A 24,284-nucleotide genomic window follows, 5' to 3' on the forward strand; every position below is an offset into this window, starting at 1 on the left:
CAGCGCTTCGGGGACTTTTCAAGATGCTGTGCCAAGTTGAACAACTCATCGAACCGGGCGACGCCAACGCCCCCGCGCCACAACCGGCGCAAGTGGCCTACCGCGAATACCTCGACGACGCGCCGGTGTCCCACGCGGCGCTGGCGGCGGAAATCGCCCTGGCCATCAGCTACAACGGACTGAATCAGGCGGTGATGATGGTCTCGCCGGGCAACATCGAGGACTTCATTCGCGGCTTCAGCCTCAGCAACGCCATTGTCGACCGCCTCGACGATATCCACGACATCCGCCTGACCCATTTCGACCAGGCCTGCCAGGCCGACGTGCAGATTTCCAGCCGCGCGTTCTGGGCTCTGAAGGATCATCGCCGGCAGATGGCGGGCACCAGCGGCTGCGGCCTCTGCGGCGTGGAAGCCCTTGAGCAGGCGCTGCCGCAACTGGAGATCCTGACCCCGACACCGTTGCCACCGGCCGCGCATTTCAACGGCATCCGCCAGCGCATCGAGCAGGCCCAGCAACTGGCACGCAGCAGCGGTGCCCTGCACGCGGCGCTGTACTTCGACGCCGACGGCAAAGCGCTGTTGTGCCGCGAAGACATCGGCCGCCACAACGCCCTCGACAAGCTGATCGGCGCCTTGCAGTTCGAAGGTCTCGATGCGCGCCAGGGCTTCGTCGTGGTCACCAGCCGTTGCAGCCTCGAACTGATCCACAAAGCCGTGCGCGCACGCCTCGGCACCCTCGTCAGCCTGTCCGCCCCTACTGCACTTACGGTGCGCTGGGCGCTCAAGCACCGCCTGAACCTGATCCACGTCCCGCACCACAACGCCCCGCGAATCTACAGCCCGATCCAGGAGCCCACCGCATGAGCAACACCCTCACCCACCTCGACGATCAGGGCCGCGCCAACATGGTCGACGTCAGCGACAAAGCCGCGACCCGCCGCGAAGCCACTGCCCAGGCCTGGGTGCAGATGCGTCCGCAAACCCTGCAAATGATCCAGTCCAACGGCCACCCCAAGGGCGATGTGTTCGCCGTGGCGCGGATCGCCGGGATTCAGGCCGCCAAGCGCACCCACGAGCTGATTCCGCTGTGCCATGCGCTGTTGCTCAGCTCTATCCACGTCGAACTCAAGGCCTGTGAACCGGATCGCGTGCAGATCACCAGCACCTGCCGCCTCACCGGCCAGACCGGGGTCGAACTCGAGGCCCTGACCGCCGCCAGCGTCGCCGCGCTGACCATCTACGACATGTGCAAGGCGGTGGACCGGGCGATGGTTATCGGCGACATCCGCCTGCTGAGCAAACAGGGCGGCCGCTCCGGCCACTTTCAATGGGAGAACCCGCAATGATTCTGATCAACTACTTCGCCAGCTACCGTGACCGGCTCAATCTGGGCGGTGAAAAGATTCCGGCCAGCGACACCCTCGCTTGTGTCGAAGATGTGCGGCAAATGCTGATGCAGCGCGGCGATGTCTGGCGTGAAGTGCTCGGTGCCGGCAACCTGATGTGCGCGGTGAATCAGGAGCTGTGTCAGCCGGATCAGGCCATTGAGGACTTCGACGAGATTGCGTTTTTCCCGCCGGTCACGGGGGGTTGAGACATGGGTGTTCGAGTCCAGCGTAAAGGCTTCGATGCCGGTCAGTTGATTGCCGACCTGCATGCGCGCAATCCACGGGTGGGCGCGGTGGTGAATTTCATTGGTTATGTGCGGGATCTGAACGTCGGGCAGTCGGTGACCGAGCTGTTTCTGGAGCACTATCCGGGCATGACCGAGAAGGCTCTGGAGCAGATAGCCGAACAGGCTCGCGAGCGCTGGCCGTTGCTGGCGGTGGAGATTGTGCATCGGGTCGGCGCATTGTCGGTGACCGAGCCGATCGTGTTCGTTGGCGTGAGCAGCAAGCATCGGCATGCGGCGTTCGAGGCCTGCGCGTTCATCATGGATCTGCTGAAGACCCGGGCGCCGTTCTGGAAGCGTGAGACCACCCCCGACGGTTCGCATTGGGTCGAGGCGCGGGAGAGTGATCAGGATGCGGCGGTTCGCTGGAGTCTGGCGCATGCCTGAAGACCGAAAGCCCTCACCCTAGCCCTCTCCCAGAGGGAGAGGGAACCGATTGGGGGATGCTTGAGAAATACGCCGACCTGAACGTATAGCGTTGAATCCAACTAACAGCAGTGTGCTGAATCCATAATCGACTCGATTCTTCAGGTCGATGTATCACGCAAGACAATGCGGTCGGCCCCCTCTCCCTCCGGGAGAGGGCTGGGGTGAGGGCAAGGCGGACGCCACAAATTCACAAAAGCCTGATTAGATAGCATCTCCGACAAAACCAACCCTGGAGCCTCGTTTGAGCACAACGCCCCCTGAGGATTTGCCCCGGCCCGAGCCTGTCAGCCTGCGCAAGGCCTGGCCCTTCTGGCTGAAACTCGGCTGCATCGGCTTCGGCGGCCCCGCCGGGCAGATCGCGATCATGCATCAGGAACTGGTGGAGCGCCGGCGCTGGATCTCCGAGCGGCGCTTCCTGCATGCGCTCAACTACTGCATGTTGCTGCCCGGCCCGGAGGCCCAGCAACTGGCGACCTACATCGGCTGGCTGCTGCATCGCACCCCTGGCGGCGTGCTGGCCGGGGCGTTGTTTGTGTTGCCGTCGCTGCTGATCCTGATCGCCCTGTCATGGGTGTACATCGCGCTCGGTGATCTGCCAGCGGTAGCCGGGGTGTTTTACGGGATCAAACCGGCGGTGACCGCGATTGTGTTGCACGCGGCCCATCGCATCGGTTCGCGAGCCTTGAAAAACAGCTGGCTATGGGCGATTGCCGGGGCAGCGTTCGTGGCGATTTTTGCCTTCAACCTGCCGTTCCCGCTGATCGTGCTCGGCGCAGCACTGATCGGCTATTTTGGCGGACGCTGGGCGCCGCAGCGCTTCAGCAACGGCGGCCATCGCGGCAGCGAGAAGTCCTTCGGCCCGGCGCTGATCGATGACGACACACCGCCGCCCGAACATGCGCAGTTCAACTTGCCAAGGCTGCTGCGTCTGGCGCTGATCGGTGCGCTGCTGTGGTGCCTGCCGATGGCGTTGCTGACCGCGTTGTTCGGCTGGGACGGCACCTTCACGCAGATGGGCTGGTTCTTCACCAAAGCGGCGCTGCTGACGTTCGGCGGCGCCTACGCCGTGCTGCCCTACGTGTATCAGGGCGCGGTCGGGCATTACGGCTGGCTGACGCCGACGCAGATGATCGACGGTCTGGCCCTGGGCGAAACCACGCCGGGGCCGCTGATCATGGTCGTGGCGTTTGTCGGGTTCGTCGGCGCTTACGTGCAACCGACGTTCGGCCCGGAACACGCGTTCGCCGCCGGCGCGCTGGCCGCGACGCTGGTGACCTGGTTCACCTTCCTGCCCTCGTTCCTGTTCATCCTCGCCGGCGGGCCGTTGGTGGAGTCGACGCACAACGAACTGAAATTCACTGCGCCACTGACCGCGATCACGGCAGCGGTGGTCGGGGTGATCCTCAATCTGGCGTGTTTCTTTGCTTGGCACGTGTTCTGGCCCAATGGATTCGCCGGGCAACCGGACGTTTTCTCGATCCTGCTGGCCCTGGCTGCCGCCGTCGCCCTGTTCTTTTTCAAGCGCGGCGTAATCGAGGTGTTGATCGTTTGCGCCCTCGTCGGGCTGGGGTTTTACCTGCTGCGCTGAACCGGGGGCCCGCGACAGCTCCCGGAAACAGGCGTTTACTTGTCCGGGGATTCCCCCTTACTATCCAGCCACACCGGCATGGCGGGACACTCCCGCCGCCGACGTTTTCCGCCAACGGAAACACGCGTCATGAGCACGTCACTCCAACAATCAGAATCGTTGAACGTCTCTGTACTGTGCGCCCTCCTTCACAGGGGCCGCGCATGAATCGCATCGTCAATCTCCCCATGGCCCTGAGCCGCTCCAAGCTGCGTCACTCCGCACGCCCGCCGGATATCTGCCTGCCCGTCTGATCGCGCCGGTAAAAAATCGCGACAGCTCCCCCTCTTTTTTCGATATCCCTGCCAGGACGCCCGCGCCTTTTGCCGCGCTGCGTCCGGCCCGAATCTGCGCGCCTGTGCGGCGCCATCGTGAGTGATTGATTATGAAATTCGCAGCCATTGAAGACGCCCGCAGCTTTCTCGAGCACAACCCCGACATCGACATGATCGAGCTGTTCATCCTCGACGCCAACGGCGTGCCCCGCGGCAAGCTGTTGCACCGCGAAGAACTGCTCGCCGTATACGAAAGTGGCCGCCCGCTGCCAAGCACCATCCTCGGCCTGACGGTGCACGGCGAAGACGTGGAGAACTCCGGTCTGGTGTGGGACGTCGGCGACATCGACTGCCGCGCCTACCCGCTGGAAGGCAGTCTGGTACGCCTGCCGTGGCGGCAGATTCCGACTGCTGCGGTGCAGGTCAGCATGCATCCGGAACAAGGCATGCCGGCGAGCATTGCCGACCCGCGTCACCTGTTGATCAAGATCATCGACCGCTTGAAAGCCGAGGGTTACCACCCGGTAATGGCCTGCGAGCTGGAGTTCTATCTGCTCGACGCCAAACGCGATCACAACGGTCGCCCGCAACCGGCGCTGGATGCCGACGGTGGTCGACCGAGACACACGCAGGTCTACGGTTTGCGTGAGCTGGAACAGATCGAACCGTTCCTCGCCGATCTCTACAGCGCCTGCAAACTGCACGGCATTCCGGCGCGCACGGCGATCTCGGAATACGCGCCGGGCCAGGTGGAAATTACCCTCGAACACGGCGATGCACTGGAGGCGATGGACCAGGCCGTGCGCTACAAACGACTGGTCAAAGCCGTGGCGCACAAGCACGGGATGCAGGCGACGTTCATGGCCAAGCCGTTCGATCACCTGGCTGGCACCGGCATGCACATGCACGTCAGCCTCGCCGATGCCGAGGGACGCAATCTGTTTGCCTCCGAGGACCCGGCCGGCACCCCGCTGTTGCGCACGGCGATTGGCGGGATGCTCGCTTCCCTGCTCGATTCGCTGCTGCTGTTCTGCCCGAACGCCAACTCCTACCGTCGCTTCCAGGCCAACAGTTACGCGCCACTGGCGCCGACCTGGGGCGTCGACAACCGCACCGTCAGCCTGCGCGTGCCCGGCGGCCCGGCCAACACCCGGCACATCGAACACCGCATCTGCGGCGCCGATGCCAACCCGTATCTGGCAGCGGCGGCGATCCTTGCGGGCATTCATCGCGGGATAAAAGACGACATCGATCCGGGCGAGCCGGTGGAAGGCAACGGCTACGCGCAGGCGAAAGAGCTGCTGCCGACCGATTGGCTGACCTCGCTCACGGCACTGGAAAACTCGGTGTGGGCGCGGGATGCGCTGGGGCAGGAATTCCTCGGGGTGTATCTGGCGGTGAAACGCGCGGAATACCGGCAGTTCATGGCTGAAGTGGGTGAGCAGGACTGGCGCTGGTATCTGACCGAAGCCTGATCCTTTTTCCTCTTCTTGCCCTGGATACCGACATGACTGAACGCAGCAATTCCTACTACACCGCGACCCTCAACCGCGACACTGACTACCCGACCCTGCAAGGTCGGCACAAGGTCGATGTGGTGATCATCGGTGGCGGTTTCACCGGCGTCGCCACCGCCGTCGAGCTGGCCGAGAAAGGCCTGAAAGTCGCCATCGTCGAAAGCCACAAGATCGGCTGGGGCGCCACCGGGCGCAATGGCGGGCAGGTCACCGGCAGCCTGTCCGGCGACGGCGCGATGCGCAAACAAATGCGCAACACCTTGGGCGACGAGGTCGATGACTTTATCTGGCACCTGCGCTGGCGTGGGCACGAAATCATCAAACAGCGCGTCGAGAAATACGCGATCGATTGCGACCTCAAGCACGGCCATTTGCACGCCGCCTACAAGCCGAGCCACATGGCCGGTTTGCGCAGCGATTACGACGAAGCCGTGCGTCGCGGCATGGGTGATGAAGTCAGCCTGCTCGATCGCAGCCAGGTGCGCGACCTGCTGCAAAGCGAGCTCTATCACGGCGCAATCAAAAACACTCGCAACATGCACCTGCACCCGCTCAACCTGTGCATCGGTGAAGCGCGAGCGGCGGAAAGCAACGGCGCGCTGATCTTCGAAAACAGCGAAGTGCTGGAGATCATTCACGGCGACAGCCCCGGCGTGCGCACCACCCACGGCCGGATCGACGCCAATCAGGTGCTGCTGGCCGGCGACGTCTACCACAAGCTCGAGCCGGGCCAGCTCAAGGGCAAGATCTTCCCGGCCATGGGCGGCATCGTCACCACCGAACCATTGGGCGATCTGGCCAGACAGATCAACCCTGAAGACCTCGCCGTTTACGACTGCCGCTTCGTCCTCGATTACTACCGCCTCACCGCCGACGGTCGCCTGCTGTTCGGCGGCGGCGCCAACTACAGCGGCAAGGACTCACGGGACATCGCCGGCGAACTGCGGCCGTGCATCGAACAGACTTTCCCGGCGCTCAAAGGGGTGAAGATCGATTACCAGTGGAGCTGCGCGATGGGCATCGTCATCAACCGCATCCCGCAACTGGGCAAGCTCTCGGACAACGTCTGGTATTGCCAGGGCTACTCCGGCCACGGCATCGCTACGACCCACATCATGGGTGAAATCATGAGCCGGGCGATCACCGGGCAGATGCAGCAGTTCGACACGTTTGCCGCGTGCTCGCACATTCGCGTGCCGATGGGCGATCTGCTGGGGAATCCGATGCTGGCGGCCGGCATGTGGTACTACCAGATGCTGGAAAAACTGCGCTGATCGAACAGGCCCCATCGCCAGTGATGGGGTCTTTTTTGCCGCAAAACCTCAGTCGGGCAACTGCTCCACCTCAATCCCCAACCGCCGATAATCCTCGACACTCCCCGACGCCACATGCCGTTCGGTGATCAGCGTGTGCAAGCGCTCGCACGGCGCCACCACAAACGGCTCCACCGCGCCGAGCTTATCCGCCGTGGTCACGGCAATTACCCGCGTCGCACAGTCGAGCAGCGCCTGTTTGACCGGCACTTCATCGAAATGCAGCGAGGTGATGCCCACCTCCGGATGAATCGCGCAGACCCCGGTGATCGCCAGATCCGCCTTGATCCCCCACAGCAGCCGCAGCGCCTCGTGACCGCCGGCGGACATGGTTTTCGGATTGAGCTGCCCGCCCGCCAGAATCACTTTGATGCCAGGGTATTCGGACAACGCAATCGCCGTCATCGGCGATGCTGTGACCGCCGTGAGGCTGATGTCCCTGGGCAACGAACGCGCCACCTGCAACGAGGTGGAACCGGAGTCGAACATCACCGTCTGCCCGTTGCGCACCTGCTGCGCCGCCAATTGCGCCAGACGGATTTTCACCTCGTCGATCTCGTCCAGCCGGGTGAAGTAATCCTTGCCGGTGTCCTTGGGCCTCGGCAGCGCGCCGCCGTGCACTCGCTGCACCAGTCCGGCGTTGTCCAGCTCGGCGAGATCGCGGCGGATGGTGTCTTCGGACACCGCAAAATGCTGGCTCAACTCGGACGCCATGACCTTGCCGTCACGTTCGAGGATCAGAAGGATTTTCTGCCGGCGCAGGGAGGGAAGCTCGGAAGCGGAATGATCGTGCATGGTTTTGCCTGTTTGTGCTTGTCGTTGCAGGTTTGGCGAGATTAGCCAAGCCGGTCGGTAAACACAACGCAGGTATCAATGGCTTCGATCATTGGAATCACGAAGCCGAATTTTTTCTTTTCACCCCACCCCGGCAGAATGGCCCCACTTTCAAAAGGACCAGGATGAATACCCCATGAACCTCAATTTCGCATTTGCCTGCATGGTCGTCGTATCGTTTGCCATCGCGCTTGGGCATGCCTGATCGAAATCAATGCTCGATCGGCGATCACTCCGCCACCACCCGCGCCTTGCGCACGAACAGCGCATGCACCTTGTCCCAGAAATTGCCGCCCAGCACGAAAAAGCTGCCGACGAACATCAAGTCGCCCAGCGCCTGCATCTGCCAGAGGTTGGGCCGTACGCCCGGGAAGAAGTTATCGAAATACGGTTCCAGGAAGGACGACAGCAGCGGCAGGCAGAACATCACCACGCCGATCTTGTGGCGCATCGGGCTGACTTCGGCCACCGGGGTCGGAATCACGCCGGAAATATAGTGGCCGATCGTGCGCTTGAGTTCGGCGAACCCGGCCTTGCCCATCACCGCGATCACCAGCAGCAACAGCACTTTATTGCTGATGAACAACACCCCGGTCAGCGCCGCGACTTTCGAGCCCGGCACGTCGAGGGCGGCAGCAATCGGCACCATCAGCCACGAACCGAGCATCAGGCAGATGATTGCCACGCCGACCTTGAATCTCCAACTGGCGCTGGTGGGGGCAAGCGGTTCTTGAGCAGTGTCCATGGCTTCCTACCTTTTTATCCGGGGCGGAGTTCGGTGGCGTTCGCCTGAAAAAGCGTAGCAGCTGATTGCTTCCAACAACCCGCAATCTGCAGTCTATGCTCCAGTGACATTTCCCGCTGGGGCCTCCCGGTATGCCTGCAACGCCAGCCCTGCTGATCCGTCCCGGCCACCTGCTGTTGCTCGGTGCGCTGAGCCTTGGCGGCTGCCTGCGGCTGGGCCCGGATTTCCAGCCGCCGGCGGAGGACTGGAGCAAGCAATGGCAAAGTCCGGCACTGGAGCAGGCCAGCGAACGCGGCAGAGTGCCGGACCTGCGCCAGTGGTGGCAGGTGTTTGCCGATCCAGTGCTCGACCGCTTGATCAGCGACGCCGAAGCCCGCAACAGCAGCCTGAAGATCGCCGGCCTGCGGGTCCTCGAAGCCCGCGCGCAACTGGGCATCGCCGACAGCGGTCGCTACCCGCAACTGCAACAGGCCAGCGCCGACAGCCTGTACATCGACCGCCACCAGTCCGGCGGCAGCAATCCGCAGGACTTGCACTTCTGGCAGCACAGCGCCGCGTTCGATGTCGGCTGGGAACTGGATTTCTGGGGTCGCTTCAGCCGCGCCATCGAATCCGCCGACGCCAGCTACTTCGCCGCCCAGGCCAACTACGAAGACGCCCTCGTTCTATTACGCGCCCAAGTGGCCGACACCTACTTTGCCCTGCGCACCACCGAAGCCCGGCTGCGGGTCGCCCGGGAAAACGCCGCCCAGCAAAAACGCAATTTCGAAATCACCGAAAAACTCTTTCGCAGCGGCCAGACCGCCGAACTCGACCTGCAACAGGCCAGGACCCAATACCTCGGCACCCTGAGCAGCATTCCGGCGTTCGAAGATCAATTGCTGCGTACCCGCAACGCGCTGGCGGTGCTGGTCGGCCAGCCGCCCGGTGGCGCGGCGTTTCTGGCGGAACAACCGGGGCTGATTCCACTGGTGGATCGCGCGGTGTTGCAGGATGTCCCGGCCAACCTGTTGCTGCGCCGTCCCGATGTGCGCGCGGCGGAGCTGAACGTGGCCGCGCAATCGGCGCTGGTCGGCGTGGCGGAAACCGACCTTTATCCCTCGCTGACCTTGCTCGGCAGCATCGTCTGGTCCAGCGACACCCTCGGCGCCACTCCGCGCAGCCTCGACCTGATCGGTGGCCCGAGCCTGCGCTGGAACCTGTTCGACTACGGCCGCATCCACAACAACATCCGCGTGCAGGATGCGCGGTTGCAGCAACTGATCGAAGCCTATCGCGACAAAGTCCGCCAGGCTGCCCGCGAGGCCGACGACGCTGCCAGCGGCCTGACCAAAGCGCTGGAACGCGAACGCATTCTCGGCGAGGCCGAAGGCGCGGCGCGACGTTCGCTGGTGCTGGCCAACACTCAATATCGCGAAGGCTATTCAGACTTTCAGCGGGTGCTCGATGCCCAGCGTGCGTTGCTGGAGCTACAGGACAACTATCTGGTCAGCCGCAGCAACGCCGTGAGCAATCTGATCGCTTTGTACCGCGCCGTCGGTGGTGGCTGGCAAAGCGCCGGACCGCAGATTGATTCAGCGACCCGACAGCAGATGCAGCAACGCACCGACTGGGGCGATCTGCTGAGCGCCCCGCCGCCCCGACCGACCTATCCGATTCCCTCGCAGGTAGACCGCCATGAGTGATGAAGCGCCGCCGGATCCGGCGAAAAAAGGCATCCGCTGGGTGCTGCTGGTGATTGTGCTGAGCCTGGTCTGGTATCTGCTGGCCGACCGTTTTACGCCCTACACGCAGCAGGCGCGGGTCGGCGCGTTCGTGATTCCGGTGGCGGCGGAAGTCGCGGGCCGGGTGATCAAGGTCAACGTGCGCAACAATCAGGACGTGCAGGCCGGCGACATTCTCTTCGAGCTCGATCCGCAGCCGCTGCAGATCGCCGTCGACCGGGCCCGCGCCGATCTGGAAAACACCCGGCGCACGGTCGGCGCCAGCACCGCCGGCATCGCGTCGGCTCAGGCATCGTTGCGTGCCGCGCAAGCCAATGAACTCAAAACGCGCCAGGACAATCGACGGCTGGAAGGTTTGTACAAAGAAGACCCAGGCACGGTTTCGGTTCGGCTGCTGGAAGTGTCCCGGGCCAACCACGAGGCCGCCGTCAGCCAGGTCGCCGCCGCGCGAGCCGAAGTGCTGCGTGCGCAGGAGCAGGAAGGCGGCAACACCGACACCAACGCCAAACTGCTCAGCGCCGCCGCCACGCTGGCCAAGGCCGAACTGGATCTGGCCAACACCCGCATCGGCGCGCGTTCGGCGGGGCTGATCACGGACCTGCGCACCGACGTCGGCCAGTTCGCCGCTGTCGGCAGTCCGGTGATGACGCTGATCACGATCCAGGATGTGTGGGTCAGCGCCGACCTCACCGAGAACAACCTCGGCCGGATCAAGCCCGGCACACCGGTGTCGATCATCCTCGATGCCCTGCCCGGCGAAGTGCTCGACGGCCGGGTGCGCAGCGTCGGTTATGGCGTCAGCGTCGGCCAGACGCCGCCGCCCGGCACCCTGCCGACGATCCAGAACAGCCGCGACTGGCTGCGTCCGGCCCAGCGCTTTCCGGTGATCATCGAGTTCAGCGAAGAGGCGAAAAAGCGTCTGTTCGAGAGTCGGTCGATTCGCGCTGGCGGGCAGGCGGAAGTCATGGCGTTTCCCAGCGAAGGCAATCTGCTCAATCCGCTCGGGCGGGTGTTTGTCTGGTTGATGAGTTGGCTGTCGTATGCCTATTGAGCGCAGCGTTCCGGCGCAACGGGCCTTGCGCCTGGCTTGCGGCACGGCGTTGTGCACCGCCGCCAGTTACGGCCTCGCTCTTCCGCTGTCGTTTCTATCGCCGGTGTTAGCGGTGTTGCTGCTGGCCAGCATGCCTCGACCGTTGCCGGTGAAAATGGCGCTGGTGCTGACGTTGGTCGCCGCACTCACCACCAGTCTGGGTCTATTGCTGGTGCCGTTGCTTCGTTATTACCCGGTATGCGGCGTGCTGCTGATCGGTGTCGGGCTGTTTCTGGTGTTCACTTACGGCTTGCGCGGCGGCAACGTGCTGATCATGACGTTTCTGGTGATCGGCATGACCATGATCTCCGCCGCCGGCTTCGCCTCGTTCGAGCTGGCCATGGCGGTGATCGGCGCGCTGGTCAAAGGCCTGTTGCTGGCCGTCATCATCGTCGGCCTGAGCCACGCCCTGTTCCCGGAACCGGCTAACAGCCCCGCGCCACCACCCGCTCCCGCCCTGCCCGCCGAAGACCTGCCCCGCGTGGCGATGCGCGCAACATTGATCGTGCTGCCGACCTTCCTGCTGGTGCTGATCGACCCGGCCAGCTACCTGCCGATCATCCTCAAAGCAGTCAGCCTCGGCCAGCAGAGCACCACCACCCGCACCCATCACGCCGGGCGCGAATTGCTCGGCTCGACCTTATTGGGCGGGCTGCTGGCGGTGCTGTTCTGGTGCGCGTTGAGCCTGTTCGTGCACCTGTGGATGTTCTTTCTGTGGATGCTGCTGTTCGGGCTGTTTATGGCACGCAAACTCTATCGGCTACACCCCACGCAACTCACGCCGGGGTTCTGGCTCAACACCCTGATCACCATGATCATTCTGCTCGGCCAGTCGGTGGAGGACAGTGCAGCGGGCAAGGACGTCTACACCGCGTTCGCGGTGCGCATGGGCTTGTTCATTCTGGTGACGCTGTACAGCGGCGTGATGATGCACCTGCTCGTCGCGCACCGGGAAAGCCGTCAGGGCGTGACCTGATAACCCCGCCCTTGCAGGCAACCGGTGTAAGCGCTTGAACTGGCTGAAGCATCGGTCCGCCGCTGCTCGCGCCGATCCTGCCGCTGCCGCGCACCGCCGACCACCGCACCGGCGGTAGCCGTGTCTTTGGCTCGGTTCTGGCGATAATCCTGCTTGCGGTCATCGTCCACGGCTTCGTAGAACTCGTCGTGCTGACGACCGCGCACTTCAGCGGCGCTGGCGCCGGCAGCGGCACCCACGGCGGCGCCCTTCAACCGACCGCCGGCCTGGGGTGTCGACGTGGTTGAGGTGGATGCGATGGAATGGCAATCGTTGATGTCGATTTGGGTTTGCTGGGAAGTCTGGCCCTTGAGCGGGACGACGGATTCAGCGCTGGCCTGTGTGGCGCACAGGCACGCTGCGATGAAGAGTGAGAAGCGGAACATGATGACCTCCGACGCGGCGGGGTTGCCTGTGGGGCGGGGTAATCAGGGAGTGTAGTTCACGACCAATCCAGCAACGCTGAGCGAGTGATGGCCAAGAGATATCAAATTGAGTATAAACGTTGGGTTCTGTCATTCATTCGGAATGCAGCGATGGAAAGGATGAGCAAGGATGTACGTATATAAAATGGTTCAGGTCCCACCAAACATTGAAGTTCGTGCCAAAGAGCACCGTGGGAATGAAGCCGCAGCCTACCTTCAGAACGTAGTGAACTCCCACGCAGAAGACGGTTGGGAGTTTTACCGAATCGATACCATTGGAGTTTCTGTCAAACCAGGGTGCTTCGATGCGCTGCTGGGTAAGAAAAACGTACTGACCGAGTATTACGTCATTTCCCTACGCAAGCCTGCATGATGGTCCCCATCGCCATATTGGCAATCCGTTGCTATCAGAAAATGGCGCCTGAAAGGCTGAGATCGGCATGTAGATTCGAACCTAGCTGTTCGAACTATTCGATTTTGGCCTTTCAGAAATATGGCTTCTTCAAAGGGGTCGATCTAACCGCTCGGCGAATTTGTCGATGCCGTTATCCAAACGGTGGCACTGATTATCCGTAAAAACCAGCATAGCCTGGATCACACCCCTTCTCTCACCCGCCGAACCTGCACCAACAACGCCGGCGCAAAGTGCAACACCACCATCCGCGCCAGATGGTGAGTTAGGATAAACACCACATTCAGCCCGCCGGCGAACGCCACAATCGCGATGGTTTCGATGGCCCCCGGCATGTAGGCGAGCCACAGCGACAACGCATCGCTGCCCAGCAACCGTGCCGCCGCCAATGCAAAAACCGCCGCGACCAGAATCATCAAACCCACCGACACCAGCGCCGTGCGGCCATGACGTCCCAGTTCCGCGAGGCCCAATCCCTGGAATCGCGAACCGATCCGCACACCCAGAATCAGCGCCGCCAGATTCAGGCTCCAATCCGGCATGTGAAAGCCCTGCAGCCATCCTGATTTCACGAATACGGCGGTGATGATGATTGCCGTCAACATGAACGGCGCCGGCACGCCAACGGCCAGCAGCAAACGCCCGACCACCACGCTCAAACCGATCACTGCCAGCACGGTCAACGCCATGCCCGTGGACAAGGGATCAATTTCGGTCACGGCAACCGGTGCCGTTCCGGGAATCAGCAAACTCACCAGCACCGTGATCAGCAGCAGCCGCATCAAGTGCACGATGATCACCTTGCTCGACGCCTGATGCGATTCCAGCAAATCGAACACCGCCGCCAGCGCACCCGGATAAACGGCCAACAAGGCATCCGTGCGATTCCACCCTGCCCCGCGCGACAGCCACCAGGCGGCCAGCGCCACTTGCACTGCCAGGCACAGCAGCAATACGCCGAGGCTTGGCAACATCGTCGAGACCGTCGCGCTGTCCCACGCTTCGAACATCAACCCGGTGGCGATACCCAGCGTGACCTGGATGTAACCCAGACCATAAGGCGTCGCCGGTGCGATGCCAAATTTAGTGACGACAAGTGCGGTGACAAGAATCGAGCCCAGCAGTAAACCGTGGGGCACGCCTTCGAACTGCAACAGCGCGCCGAAGCCGGCAGCAATCAACAAACACAGAATGGATTTCATGGTCGCCTTCCTGGCTATTCAAGGTGCTTTTCAGTTAAGTCAGGCGCGCAGCCGTCCAATCGCCCGCCGATATTTTTCGATCCGCTCCAGATCCTCCCAACTCGGCGAGGCAATCCGCGACAGGTCGCTGTTCTCTTCCAGATCCGCCAGTTTCACCACCCGCCCGATCGGGTTCTGCGCCGCGCGCTCGACGAAGTCCTCGTAGGACTCGCCGGGCACTTTGGTCACCGCTTCGATGGCGGACAAAACGGCTTCGCTGAAGCCTTCCTTGCGCAAATCCTCCAGGCTGATGCCGCAGTCCTCGACCACATCGTGCAACACCGCGACGATGCGCTCTTCCAGGCTGCTCATGCGCAACATGACCTTCAGCGGATGCAAAATATACGGCGCACCGCCCTTGTCCAGCTGCCCCGCGTGAGCCGTGGCGGCAATCGCGATGGCGCGTTCCAGAGTCTGAGTCATGGGGGTTTCCTCGGGTCAGACGCCGTACCGGCCGCCAATATAGAAGTGGCGCTTGAACCAGCGCCCAATCGCCTGCAAACGCCCGGCTGGCTGTGCCGGCTCGGCATAGCGCTGGAGGATCAGCGAGACCAGATCAGCCTGACTCTCCCCCGAATGAGCGTCCATCAACTCAACCACCCAGGCACATCCGGCCTTCTTCAAATGCTCACGCCATTCACCGGGCCAGCCATCCAGCTCATCCAGCGCCAACCACCGCGCACCGCCCTGCTCGACATGCCCGCCGCCAATCGATTGCTCGAAACAGAACGGCTTCGCCGGTCGGGACAGGTCGATGCTGAAGATATAGATGTCCTGGGTTTTGTGCTGCGGCGTGGGGGCGTTGTTGCGGCTGCCGATTTGAATCATGCGCGGTTCCGTCCGTGGGAGAGGCGTTACAACTTGTTTCGCAGTCTACGACGTGGTGCTGGTGGGGGGAACCTTTGGTGATGAGCCCGGGCGTGGCAAGTGAAAAGTTTGACTGGGTGGTCCGGGAAATCCGTTTCAGGCACCCATAAAAAAGGAACCCCGTTGGGTGTCCCTTTTTGCGTTTGGAATGAGGCCGATGGATCAGCGTTTCATGGCTTCACATTGATTGCGTAGATCCGAATTATTGATCCCTGCGCAGGTGCTGCCCTTTTTAGCCTCGCAGAATGCTCGCTGATCGTGGTCATTGATGGGCGCACAGGTACTGCCTTTTTCAGCCTCACACGCTGCGCGCAAATCCGAATTATTGATACTTCCGCAGGTGCTTCCCTTCATGGCCTCACAATAGTTGCGCAAATCATGATCATAGATGCCACCGCAAGTACTGCCCTTCTGCGCCTCGCAGGAGGCCTTCAGGTCACGATCGTGAATGGCCCCACACGTGCTGCCCTCCTGCAAAGCCTGACAATAGTTGCGCTGATCGGAATCCTGAATACCGGAGCAACTGGCATACGTGTAACTGCTGAACAGCAACAACATCGCAAGAATCAGTTTCATCTCACACTTCCTTGAGCTTGCCGGGAAACAGCCTGGCATTGGGTAAAGCAATCAAAACCAGATCAGCGCTTCATGGCCTCACACCGCGCGCGCAAATCATGATTGTCGATGTTCCCGCAACTGCTGCCGCCCGTTGTGGCATTGCAGTAGGCACGCTGGTCATGGTCATCGATGTTGCCGCAGGAACTGCCACCCTGCTCCGCGTTGCACCGCGCACGCAGGTCATGATCATCGATGTTGCCGCAACTGCTGCCGCTCTGTTTGGCGTTGCAGTAGGCGCGCTGGTCATGGTCGTCAATGTTGCCGCAGGAACTGCCGCCCATCTCCGCGTTACATGCCGCCCGCAAATCGTGATTGTCGATGTTGCCGCAACTGCTGCCGCTCTCCCTTGCATTGCAATAGGCACGCTGATCGTGGTCATCAATGTTGCCGCAACTGGCAAAGCTGTAGCCGCTGAACATCAACAACATTGCGAGTAATAGTCTCATCACACACTTCCATGGTTGACCAGGAACCAGCCTGGCACTGCTTGAGCCGATGAATGAGCGTCGCGACACGCCATCAAATTGACATCGGTTTTGGGGAAAGTTCCGGGACTGGAATGTGTGATGAGTTTTTTGATCTGAAAACGCCGTAGGAAATTGCTCCGCGTGGTGAGGGAGCTTGTTCTTGTGGGGCTGCGAAGCGGGCCGAAACCGAGCAAGTCATTTTTCCCTGATACACCGCAGCCTTTGATTTACGCGCGTTACGCCACCGAACGGGAGCAAAACCGCTGGCCACACGTGGTGATTTCACGTCCTACAGTCTGATTGCGACGATGGGAATCGGTACCTAGAGTGGGTCTGTCGCTGAACGAATTTGGCGATAGGGTTTCGCAGCCCTAGCGAGCTAAGTCCACACCCGGCACAATGCGGCCCGGCTACTTGCCTGTGCTTCATTTTCATGGCGGTTGTGCGTGGGAGACCTTCGGGTCTGCCGGGTCTTAGCTCCTCGGTCTGCGAACCCGCGCATAACTGCCACCCAACTCGTTTCGCAGCGAGCGGTGATTATTAATTTCTGAGCTAAGGATTTTTACCCATGACAAGTAAGTCACCGCAGTGCAACTACGCCCCAATGTCCCACCCCGCCACTGACCACCCCGTTCTGTTCATCGATGCCGACGCGCCACTGAGTGACCTCCACGCCTGCGCCAGCGAACGCTTGAGCGCAGTGCTCAAATACCTCGACCTCATGGCCTGCATCCACCTCCCAGACCACGCCGAACAAGACATCAACATAGTTACCACTACAGCCAGAATCCTGGTTCAGGATGTGCGCGATGTATTTAGAGTGATTGAACGACGCAGGGTAGCGATCACGTAATCAACTACGAAACTCATCATTTAGATAGTTTAAAACCCAAACTTTCCCGCATAGATCCAAACCCAATATGCAGCTGACCAAAAACAATTCCGATTCAAACATCATGAATACTATTTCCTTAAACCTGGCAACCTCCATACTGACTGCGATAGTCACAGCATCCCTGGGCGCGTATTACACTGCGTCAGAATCAGCGAAAGCCAACGAACGATCTGATCGGCAACGGTTTGTAGATGGTGCTCAGCAAACTGCACAAGAAACGACACAACTTCTTATAAAAAGCTATGAAGAGCTTCAACGTTTTAATGATGCGGCGAGAAAATCCGAGAAAGGCTGGGATGATTTCCTGGCCTCCGAGGCCTTCACAAAATTCTCGACCTTTGAACGAGACTGGCACAAAAACCTTATAGCCCTTTACTTCAAAGTTAGTCGGTATTATGGAAAAGCAACAGCACAACAACTTTTATTGCTTGCAAATTTCGAACTTAACCCAACTGACAGCCAATCAAAAGAGAGTCGCGGTCAAGAAAGCAGCTTGATGCTAGCCTGGGGCGAAGCCTTTAGAGCAAATGCGTCAACCGTTGTACTACAAGGGGAAGCAACCAAGTTCTTCAATAACAAAAGCAGCGTATTTGATAATCTTGGCTCAGTCATGAAAGAAACTAACGAGGCAAAAACAAACTCACAGAGAGCGACTGAAATCTATGGGCAGCACGTTATCAACTTTCTTGGAATACTCGACTCAAACCTGACGCAGTTAGGAGCTCTTGAAGTCAAAGTAGTCTCCACTCCCTCCACCACAGTCGAAAAATAGCGCTCACAACTGGAAGGCGTTTCACTCGAGAAACGCCTTCCATTAAAAATACTGAATCAACTACGGCTGCACGCTAAAAATTCGCCGGCGTATTCGCACTAATAATCTCCGCCTCATCCGCCCCGATATTCCGGAACTTGTGCGGAAGCGTCGTCGGGAAGTAATACCCGTCCCCCGCACTCAACACGCTCACCTGCCCATCCACCGTCAACTCCACGGTGCCGCGTGTCACTAACCCACACTCCTCACCCTCAGCATGAACAATCGGCTCTTCCCCCGAACTCGCGCCCGGCGCGTATTGCTCGCGCAGCAAGCGCATCTGGCGGCTGGGGACCGAGGCGCCGATCAGGAGCAGGCGCAGGCCGTGGCGGCCGAGGTCGGGTTGTTCGTTGGCGCGGAAGACGTATTGGTGTTCGCGGGGCGGCTGGTCGAAGGTAAAGAAGTCGGCCAGGGACATCGGGATGCCTTCGAGCAGCTTTTTCAGTGAGCTGACGGAGGGACTGACACGATTCTGTTCGATCAGGGAGATGGTGGCATTGGTCACGCCGCTACGCCGGGCCAGCTCGCGCTGGGAGAGTTTGTAGCTTTCGCGTACTAGTTTGAGTCGAGAACCCGTATCCATGACAGCCTTATGTGAGAACGACTTAAGGGTAATGGGGGTGGGTGGCGGGTGCCGCGCAAGGCGCGCGGATCACGTTGCTCCCGTGTCCCGGAACCGTGAAAGGCGGCTATTAAATCACGTTTGTCGGTGTTGCTCAGCAGGTTCGATGGACGGCACATGAAAAAGCCGGCGGCGCCCTTTTTGGGGCCACCGCCGGCGAGGTTAATCAGATGCCGAAACGGTCGCGCAGCGAGTAGTACACGGCGCCGAGGGCGGTCAGCGGCGCGGAGAAGGTACGGCCGCCGATCATCGGCATGTGTGGCAGGGAGGCGAAGGCGTCGAAGCGTTCGGCGTCGCCGCGGATCATTTCCGAGATCAGTTTGCCGGCCAGGTGCGAGCAGGTGACGCCGTGGCCGCTGTAGCCCTGCATGTAGTAGGCGTTTTTCTCGATGCGGCCGAATTGCGGCATGCGCGACATGGTCAGCAGGAAATTGCCGGTCCAGCGGTAGTCGATTTTCACGTCCTTGAGCTGCGGGAAGGTTTTGAGGATCTTCGGGCGGATCAGGGTTTCGATGTCGTCCGGTTCACGGGCGCCGTAGACCACGCCGCCGCCGTAGAGCAGACGGTTGTCGGCGGTGAGGCGGTAGTAGTCGAGCAGGTAGTTGCAGTCCTCGACGCAGTAGTTGTTGGTGATCAGGCTGCGGGCCTGTTTCTCGGTCAGCGGTTCGGTGACGCAAATCTGCGAGCCGCACGGCATGCTCTTGGCGGTCACGCGGTTGTCGAGGCCTTGCGGCAGGTAGGCGTTGCCGGCGATCAGCAGGTACTTGGCGCGGACCTGGCCTTTGGCGGTGCGCACGACGTTGGGCTCGCCGTATTTGATTTCCACGGCAGCGGACTGCTCGTAGATCTTGCCGCCCAGACGCACGATGGCGGCGGCTTCACCGAGGGCCAGGTTCAGCGGATGGATGTGGCCGCCCTGCATGTCCAGCAGACCGCCGACGTAGGCGTCGGAACCGACTTCGCGGCGAATGTCCGCAGCGTCGAGCATCTTCAGGTTTTTATTGCCGTAACGTTCCCAGCTCCGCTTTTGTTCGGCGAGGCCCTTGAGCTGCTTGTTGTTCATCGCTGCGAAGATACCGCCCGGACGGTAGTCGCACTTGATGTCGTATTCCTTGATGCGCGAACGGATGATGTCGGCGCCTTCGAAGATCATGCTGCCGAGGATTTCAGCAGTCTTGTCGCCGTAGCGCTCTTCGATCACATCGACGTCGCGGCTGTAGGAGTTGACCAGTTGGCCGCCATTGCGACCGCTGGCGCCGTAGCCGACTTTCGCCGCTTCCAGCACCGTCACCTTGTAGCCGGCTTCACTCAGGAACAGCGCCGATGACAGGCCGGTGTAGCCGGCGCCGATGATGCATACATCGCACTCCACCGACTCTTCAAGCGTCGGGAAGTCGATGACTTCGTTGCGGGTGGCGGCGTAATAACTGTTGACGTGTTGTTGTTTCATTATTGTTCTCCGAGGGACGCCGGAAAAACCGGCGTCCACCGTTGTAAATAGAATTAGAGCTTGATCCAGGTCGCTTTCAGCTCGGTGTACTTGTCGAACGCGTGCAGCGATTTGTCGCGACCGTTGCCCGACTGTTTGAAGCCACCGAACGGCGCGGTCATGTCGCCGCCGTCGTACTGGTTGACCCACACGCTGCCGGCGCGCAGGCCACGGGCGAAGGTGTGAGCCTTGCTCAGATTGCTGGTCCAGACCCCGGCGGCGAGGCCGAAGATGCTGTCGTTGGCGATGTGCAACGCTTCTTCAACGGTGTCGAAGGTGATCAGCGACAGCACCGGGCCGAAGATTTCTTCCTTGGCAATGGTCATCGCGTTGGTCACACCGTCGAAAATCGTCGGCTCGATGTAGGTGCCGCCGGTTTCCTCGAGGGTGCGTCGGCCGCCGGCGATCACTTCGGCGCCCTGCTCGCGGCCGATGCTGATGTAGCGCAGCACGTTGTCCAGTTGACGCTGATCGACCACGGCACCGACGGTGGTCGCCGGATCCAGGGCGTGACCCGGTTTCCACGCTTGCAGCGCTTCCACCAGCAGCGGGATGAATTGCTCGCGGATCGAACGCTCCACCAGCAGGCGCGAACCGGCGGTGCAGACTTCGCCCTGGTTGAACGCAATGGCGCCGGCCGCCGCTTGTGCTGCCGCGCGCAAGTCCGGTGCGTCGGCAAACACCACGTTCGGGCTCTTGCCCCCTGCTTCGAGCCAGACGCGTTTCATGTTGCTTTGACCGGCATAAATCATCAGTTGTTTGGCAATCGCCGTGGAGCCGGTGAAGGCCAGCACGTCGACGTCCATGTGCAGCGCCAGTGCCTTGCCGACGGTGTGGCCGAAGCCTGGCAGGACGTTGAACACGCCTTTCGGAATGCCCGCGTCCAGCGCCAGTTGGGCGATGCGGATCGCGGTCAGCGGCGATTTTTCCGAAGGCTTGAGGATGAACGAGTTACCCGCCGCCAGTGCCGGGGCGAATTTCCAGCTGGCCATGATCAGCGGGAAGTTCCACGGCACGATCGCAGCAACCACGCCCGATGGTTCGCGAGTGACCAGACCGAGTTGGTCGTGCGGGGTGGCGGCGACTTCGTCGTAGATCTTGTCAATGGCCTCGGCGCTCCAGCGGATCGCGTTGGCGGTCGCCGGGATGTCGATGCTCATCGAATCGCTGATCGGCTTGCCCATGTCGAGGGTTTCGAGCAGCGCCAGTTCTTCCTGGTGTTGCAGGATCAGGTCGGCGAAGCGGATCAGGATGCGCTTGCGCTCGGCCGGGGCCTTGTTCGCCCACACGCCGGAGTTGAAGGATTGGCGCGCGGCCTCGACGGCGAGGTTGGCGTCGGCTTCATCGGTGCTGGCCACGGAGGCCAGGAAACGGCCGTCTACGGGGCTCAGGCATTCGAAGGTGTCGCCGCTGATGGCCGGGCGGTATTCGCCGTTGATGAAGGCACGGGATTCGAGGGTCAGGGACTGGAAGCGTTGTTCCCAGTCGTTGCGGGTCGTTGTCATGGTGGTGGCTCGACGCGGGGGAATTTGGGGTGTCTGGTGTGTGTTCGACTTGAGATGGCTGCCCTCACCCTAGCCCTCTCCCGGAGGGAGAGGGGACCGACCGGGGGATGCTGGAGAGCTCCGCCGACCTGAAACATCTCTTCCGAATCCATAATCGACTGGATCGGTCAGGTCGCCGGAAATCCCGAGACAACTCGGTCAGTCCCCTCTCCCTCGGGGAGAGGGTTAGGGTGAGGGGCTTTTCAGAATCACACCGTATGCAGATACCAGTTGTACTCAAGGTCAGAGATCGAGTTTTCGAACTCGGCCAACTCGCTTTCCTTGCACGCGACAAATACGTCGATGTACATCGGGTCGATGTAGCGGGCCATGACTTCGCTGTCGTCCAGCTCACGCAGGGCGTCGCGCAGGTTGTTCGGCAGGCTCTGTTCGTTCTGCTCGTAGCTGTTGCCTTCGACCGGGGCGCCCGGTTCGATTTCGTTGGTCAGGCCGTGGTGGATACCGGCCAGCACGGAAGCCATCAGCAGGTATGGGTTGGCGTCGGCACCGGCGACACGGTGTTCGATGCGCACGGCATCCGGCGAACCGGTTGGCACACGGACGGCCACGGTGCGGTTGTCGATGCCCCAGCTCGGCGAGTTCGGCACATAAAACTGCGCGCCGAAGCGGCGGTACGAGTTGACGTTCGGGCACAGGAAGGCCATTTGCGCAGGCAGGGTCTCCAGCACACCGCCGATCGCGTGACGTAGCGCGGCGTTCTGCTCGGGATCCTCGCTGGCGAAGATGTTGTTGCCTTCTTTGTCCAGGATCGAAATGTGCACGTGCAGACCGTTGCCCGCCTGGCCCGGATACGGCTTGGCCATGAAGGTGGTGTCCATCTCGTGGTCGTAGGCGATGTTCTTCACCAGACGCTTGAGCAGGACGGCGTAGTCGCACGCCTTGATCGGATCGGAGACGTGGTGCAGGTTGACTTCGAACTGCGCCGGGGCGCTTTCCTTGACGATGGCGTCGGCCGGAATGCCCTGCTCTTTCGCGCCTTCGAGGATGTCTTGCAGGCAGTCGACATACTCGTCGAGGTCGTCGATCAGATAGACCTGGGTCGACACCGGACGCTTGCCCGAAACCGGCGAACGCGGCGATTGCGGACGGCCGTTCACGTTGTCCTGGTCAATCAGGTAGAACTCGAGTTCGAACGCGGCGCAAATGGTCAGGCCCAATGCGTCGAACTTGCGCACCACGTTGGCCAGCACTTCACGCGGGTCGGCAAAGAACGGCTCGCCTTCCAGTTCGTGCATGGTCATCAGCAGTTGTGCGGTCGGGCGCTTCTGCCAGGGCTCGATGCTCAGGGTGCCAGGGATCGGGTAGCAGATACGGTCGGCGTCGCCGATGTCCAGGCCCAGGCCGGTGCTTTCCACCGTGGAGCCGTTGATGTCGAGGGCAAAGAGCGAGGCCGGCAGGTTGATGCCTTTCTCGTAAACCTTGTGAAGACTGGTGCGCTCGATGCGCTTGCCGCGCACCACACCGTTCATGTCTGCAATCAGAAGGTCGACGTACAAAACCTCAGGATGTTTCTTAAGGAATGCGTTTGCTTCGTTGAGTTGAACGGCACGCAGAGGGACCGACATGATGCACCTATTTAGCTGTTAATTATTATGTTCACTGCTGTTTCGCCGAGCCAGTCAACCCGAACGGCAAAGTGAAGTCAATAGCGAACACAGGGCCGCTCAGCGTTTATTTTTCGGGCTTTTTTTAACACTCTCGTGCCAATGCAGGCGCCAGAGGCCCGCGGATCATGAAGATTTGATGAACGGCGTTTAGAATTTTTTACATGGGAGTTGTTAATTAAAATCAACGAGGCTAAGCTCCGGAAAAGCTCGTTCAAGTGTCAAACTTCGAGGTGAATAAAAATGGCATTCAAGCCATTGATCGGCGTTACTGCGTGCGTCAAACAGATTGGCCTGCACCCCTATCACATCAGCGGCGACAAATACGTTCGCGCTGTCAGCGTTGCGGCGCTGGGGTTGCCCGTCGTCATTCCTTCCCTTGGCCAACTGACTGAAATCGAAGACCTGCTGGGTCAGCTCGACGGTCTGTTGCTGACCGGCTCGCCGTCCAACGTGGAACCCTTCCACTATCAAGGCCCGGACAGCGCTCCCGGCACGGACCACGATCCGGCGCGGGATGCCACCACCCTTCCTCTATTGCGTGCAGCCATCGCGGCGGGCGTTCCGGTACTCGGCATCTGCCGGGGTTTCCAGGAAATGAACGTGGCGTTCGGCGGCAGCCTGCACCAGAAGGTGCATGAGCTGCCGGGCATGCTCGATCACCGCGAAGCCGACAGCCCGGATGTTGCCGAGCAGTACGCACCGGCCCACACCGTGACGGTATTGCCCGGCGGCGCGTTCGAAGCGCTGGAGCTGCCGGGCGAATTCCAGGTCAACTCGATTCACAGTCAGGGCATCGACCGCCTCGCTCCCGGCCTGCGCGCCGAAGCCGTGGCGCCGGATGGCCTGATCGAGGCGGTCTCGGTGAAGCACAGCCCGACCTTTGCCCTCGGCGTGCAATGGCACCCCGAATGGCAGGTGCTGGACAACCCGAACTACCTGCGGATTTTCCAGGCATTCGGCGAGGCTTGCCGCCAGCGTGCGGCGCGGCGCAACCAGCGCTGATACAACCCAGAATTTCATCA

Annotated in this window: 27 protein-coding genes; 15 read left to right on the top strand and 12 right to left on the bottom strand. The window is 61.1% G+C overall.

Annotated elements, in window-relative coordinates:
* The first annotated feature begins 23 nt into the window (after positions 1-23).
* The 7 genes from fdhD to ACODTD_RS22995 all read left to right on the top strand — a co-directional run bounded on the left by fdhD (position 24) and on the right by ACODTD_RS22995 (position 6,796).
* Complete coding sequence (gene fdhD, locus ACODTD_RS22965) at positions 24-866, top strand: formate dehydrogenase accessory sulfurtransferase FdhD (protein ID WP_201817444.1); 843 nt, start codon at positions 24-26, stop codon at positions 864-866.
* A complete protein-coding gene (moaC, locus tag ACODTD_RS22970; protein ID WP_011333580.1) occupies positions 863-1,348 on the top strand; it encodes a cyclic pyranopterin monophosphate synthase MoaC in 486 nt (161 codons plus the stop codon). The genes fdhD and moaC overlap by 4 nt, the downstream gene beginning before the upstream one ends.
* Positions 1,345-1,596, top strand: a complete 252-nt coding sequence (locus ACODTD_RS22975) for a MoaD/ThiS family protein (protein ID WP_007957033.1) — start codon at positions 1,345-1,347, stop codon at positions 1,594-1,596. The genes moaC and ACODTD_RS22975 overlap by 4 nt, the downstream gene beginning before the upstream one ends.
* Positions 1,597-1,599: 3 nt before the next feature.
* A complete protein-coding gene (gene moaE, locus ACODTD_RS22980; protein ID WP_489105244.1) occupies positions 1,600-2,061 on the top strand; it encodes a molybdopterin synthase catalytic subunit MoaE in 462 nt (153 codons plus the stop codon).
* 283 nt (positions 2,062-2,344) lie between these two features.
* Positions 2,345-3,691 (top strand): chromate efflux transporter, encoded by a 1,347-nt coding sequence (chrA, locus tag ACODTD_RS22985; protein ID WP_489105245.1) that lies wholly within the window; start codon positions 2,345-2,347, stop codon positions 3,689-3,691.
* 424 nt (positions 3,692-4,115) lie between these two features.
* Complete coding sequence (locus ACODTD_RS22990) at positions 4,116-5,480, top strand: glutamine synthetase family protein (protein ID WP_201817449.1); 1,365 nt, start codon at positions 4,116-4,118, stop codon at positions 5,478-5,480.
* A gap of 32 nt (positions 5,481-5,512) precedes the next feature.
* Positions 5,513-6,796 carry an NAD(P)/FAD-dependent oxidoreductase gene (locus ACODTD_RS22995; protein ID WP_011333576.1) on the top strand — a complete coding sequence of 428 codons (1,284 nt, stop codon included), beginning with the start codon at positions 5,513-5,515 and terminating at the stop codon, positions 6,794-6,796.
* 48 nt (positions 6,797-6,844) lie between these two features.
* Here ACODTD_RS22995 and ACODTD_RS23000 read toward each other — a convergent pair whose 3' ends face one another.
* Positions 6,845-7,630: a DeoR/GlpR family DNA-binding transcription regulator gene (locus ACODTD_RS23000; protein ID WP_011333575.1), complete on the bottom strand. Its 786-nt coding sequence runs from the start codon at positions 7,628-7,630 to the stop codon at positions 6,845-6,847.
* Between the two features lie 268 nt (positions 7,631-7,898).
* Positions 7,899-8,414 (bottom strand): transporter suffix domain-containing protein, encoded by a 516-nt coding sequence (locus ACODTD_RS23005; RefSeq protein ID WP_011333574.1) that lies wholly within the window; start codon positions 8,412-8,414, stop codon positions 7,899-7,901.
* Positions 8,415-8,545: 131 nt separating this feature from the next.
* On the opposite strand from ACODTD_RS23005, the gene ACODTD_RS23010 reads away from it, so the two are divergent.
* Genes ACODTD_RS23010 through ACODTD_RS23020 form a run of 3 tightly spaced genes read left to right on the top strand, consistent with a single transcriptional unit; the run spans position 8,546 to position 12,204 of the window.
* Positions 8,546-10,099: an efflux transporter outer membrane subunit gene (locus ACODTD_RS23010; RefSeq protein WP_201817458.1), complete on the top strand. Its 1,554-nt coding sequence runs from the start codon at positions 8,546-8,548 to the stop codon at positions 10,097-10,099.
* Positions 10,092-11,189 carry an HlyD family secretion protein gene (locus tag ACODTD_RS23015; protein WP_489105246.1) on the top strand — a complete coding sequence of 366 codons (1,098 nt, stop codon included), beginning with the start codon at positions 10,092-10,094 and terminating at the stop codon, positions 11,187-11,189. The genes ACODTD_RS23010 and ACODTD_RS23015 overlap by 8 nt, the downstream gene beginning before the upstream one ends.
* Positions 11,179-12,204 (top strand): DUF2955 domain-containing protein, encoded by a 1,026-nt coding sequence (locus tag ACODTD_RS23020; protein WP_489105247.1) that lies wholly within the window; start codon positions 11,179-11,181, stop codon positions 12,202-12,204. The genes ACODTD_RS23015 and ACODTD_RS23020 overlap by 11 nt, the downstream gene beginning before the upstream one ends.
* On the opposite strand, the gene ACODTD_RS23025 is transcribed toward ACODTD_RS23020, so the two are convergent.
* The gene (locus tag ACODTD_RS23025) at positions 12,189-12,629 is read right to left on the bottom strand and encodes a hypothetical protein (protein WP_489105248.1); all 441 of its coding nucleotides are present in this window, start codon (positions 12,627-12,629) and stop codon (positions 12,189-12,191) included. The genes ACODTD_RS23020 and ACODTD_RS23025 overlap by 16 nt on opposite strands.
* A 169-nt stretch (positions 12,630-12,798) precedes the next feature.
* On the opposite strand from ACODTD_RS23025, the gene ACODTD_RS23030 reads away from it, so the two are divergent.
* Positions 12,799-13,041 (top strand): hypothetical protein, encoded by a 243-nt coding sequence (locus tag ACODTD_RS23030; protein WP_011333569.1) that lies wholly within the window; start codon positions 12,799-12,801, stop codon positions 13,039-13,041.
* Positions 13,041-13,244, top strand: a complete 204-nt coding sequence (gene yidD, locus ACODTD_RS23035) for a membrane protein insertion efficiency factor YidD (protein WP_084777083.1) — start codon at positions 13,041-13,043, stop codon at positions 13,242-13,244. Before ACODTD_RS23030 ends, yidD begins: the two co-directional genes overlap by 1 nt.
* An 18-nt stretch (positions 13,245-13,262) precedes the next feature.
* Here the strand turns inward: yidD and ACODTD_RS23040 are convergent, their stop codons facing one another.
* The 5 genes from ACODTD_RS23040 to ACODTD_RS23060 form a co-directional block, all read right to left on the bottom strand.
* Complete coding sequence (locus tag ACODTD_RS23040) at positions 13,263-14,282, bottom strand: AbrB family transcriptional regulator (protein ID WP_201817472.1); 1,020 nt, start codon at positions 14,280-14,282, stop codon at positions 13,263-13,265.
* Between the two features lie 39 nt (positions 14,283-14,321).
* Positions 14,322-14,744 (bottom strand): HD domain-containing protein, encoded by a 423-nt coding sequence (locus ACODTD_RS23045; RefSeq protein ID WP_201817473.1) that lies wholly within the window; start codon positions 14,742-14,744, stop codon positions 14,322-14,324.
* Positions 14,745-14,759: 15 nt separating this feature from the next.
* Positions 14,760-15,149: a hypothetical protein gene (locus tag ACODTD_RS23050; RefSeq protein ID WP_011333566.1), complete on the bottom strand. Its 390-nt coding sequence runs from the start codon at positions 15,147-15,149 to the stop codon at positions 14,760-14,762.
* 201 nt (positions 15,150-15,350) lie between these two features.
* Positions 15,351-15,764 (bottom strand): hypothetical protein, encoded by a 414-nt coding sequence (locus ACODTD_RS23055; protein ID WP_041475211.1) that lies wholly within the window; start codon positions 15,762-15,764, stop codon positions 15,351-15,353.
* 62 nt (positions 15,765-15,826) lie between these two features.
* Complete coding sequence (locus ACODTD_RS23060) at positions 15,827-16,252, bottom strand: hypothetical protein (RefSeq protein WP_041475210.1); 426 nt, start codon at positions 16,250-16,252, stop codon at positions 15,827-15,829.
* 589 nt (positions 16,253-16,841) lie between these two features.
* Between ACODTD_RS23060 and ACODTD_RS23065 the strand changes: the two genes are divergently transcribed.
* Both ACODTD_RS23065 and ACODTD_RS23070 read left to right on the top strand, forming a co-directional pair.
* On the top strand, positions 16,842-17,126 hold the full coding sequence (locus tag ACODTD_RS23065; RefSeq protein WP_011333563.1) for a hypothetical protein: 285 nt from the start codon (positions 16,842-16,844) through the stop codon (positions 17,124-17,126).
* A 67-nt stretch (positions 17,127-17,193) separates the two neighbouring features.
* Positions 17,194-17,940, top strand: coding sequence for a hypothetical protein (locus ACODTD_RS23070; protein ID WP_221615732.1), 747 nt, complete (start codon positions 17,194-17,196; stop codon positions 17,938-17,940).
* A gap of 73 nt (positions 17,941-18,013) precedes the next feature.
* Here the strand turns inward: ACODTD_RS23070 and ACODTD_RS23075 are convergent, their stop codons facing one another.
* From ACODTD_RS23075 to ACODTD_RS23090, 4 genes are all read right to left on the bottom strand, one after another.
* The gene (locus ACODTD_RS23075) at positions 18,014-18,562 is read right to left on the bottom strand and encodes a cupin domain-containing protein (protein ID WP_011333561.1); all 549 of its coding nucleotides are present in this window, start codon (positions 18,560-18,562) and stop codon (positions 18,014-18,016) included.
* Between the two features lie 205 nt (positions 18,563-18,767).
* Positions 18,768-20,051: an NAD(P)/FAD-dependent oxidoreductase gene (locus ACODTD_RS23080; protein ID WP_085613024.1), complete on the bottom strand. Its 1,284-nt coding sequence runs from the start codon at positions 20,049-20,051 to the stop codon at positions 18,768-18,770.
* A 53-nt stretch (positions 20,052-20,104) separates the two neighbouring features.
* The gene (locus ACODTD_RS23085; protein WP_489105249.1) at positions 20,105-21,595 is read right to left on the bottom strand and encodes an aldehyde dehydrogenase; all 1,491 of its coding nucleotides are present in this window, start codon (positions 21,593-21,595) and stop codon (positions 20,105-20,107) included.
* 248 nt (positions 21,596-21,843) lie between these two features.
* Entirely contained in the window at positions 21,844-23,220 is a 1,377-nt protein-coding gene (locus tag ACODTD_RS23090) for a glutamine synthetase family protein (protein ID WP_011333558.1), read from the bottom strand.
* Between the two features lie 282 nt (positions 23,221-23,502).
* Here ACODTD_RS23090 and ACODTD_RS23095 point away from each other — a divergent pair, with 282 nt between their 5' ends.
* The gene (locus tag ACODTD_RS23095; protein WP_489105250.1) at positions 23,503-24,264 is read left to right on the top strand and encodes a gamma-glutamyl-gamma-aminobutyrate hydrolase family protein; all 762 of its coding nucleotides are present in this window, start codon (positions 23,503-23,505) and stop codon (positions 24,262-24,264) included.
* Positions 24,265-24,284: the final 20 nt, after the last annotated feature.

The organism is Pseudomonas sp. FG35 (assembly GCF_057809295.1).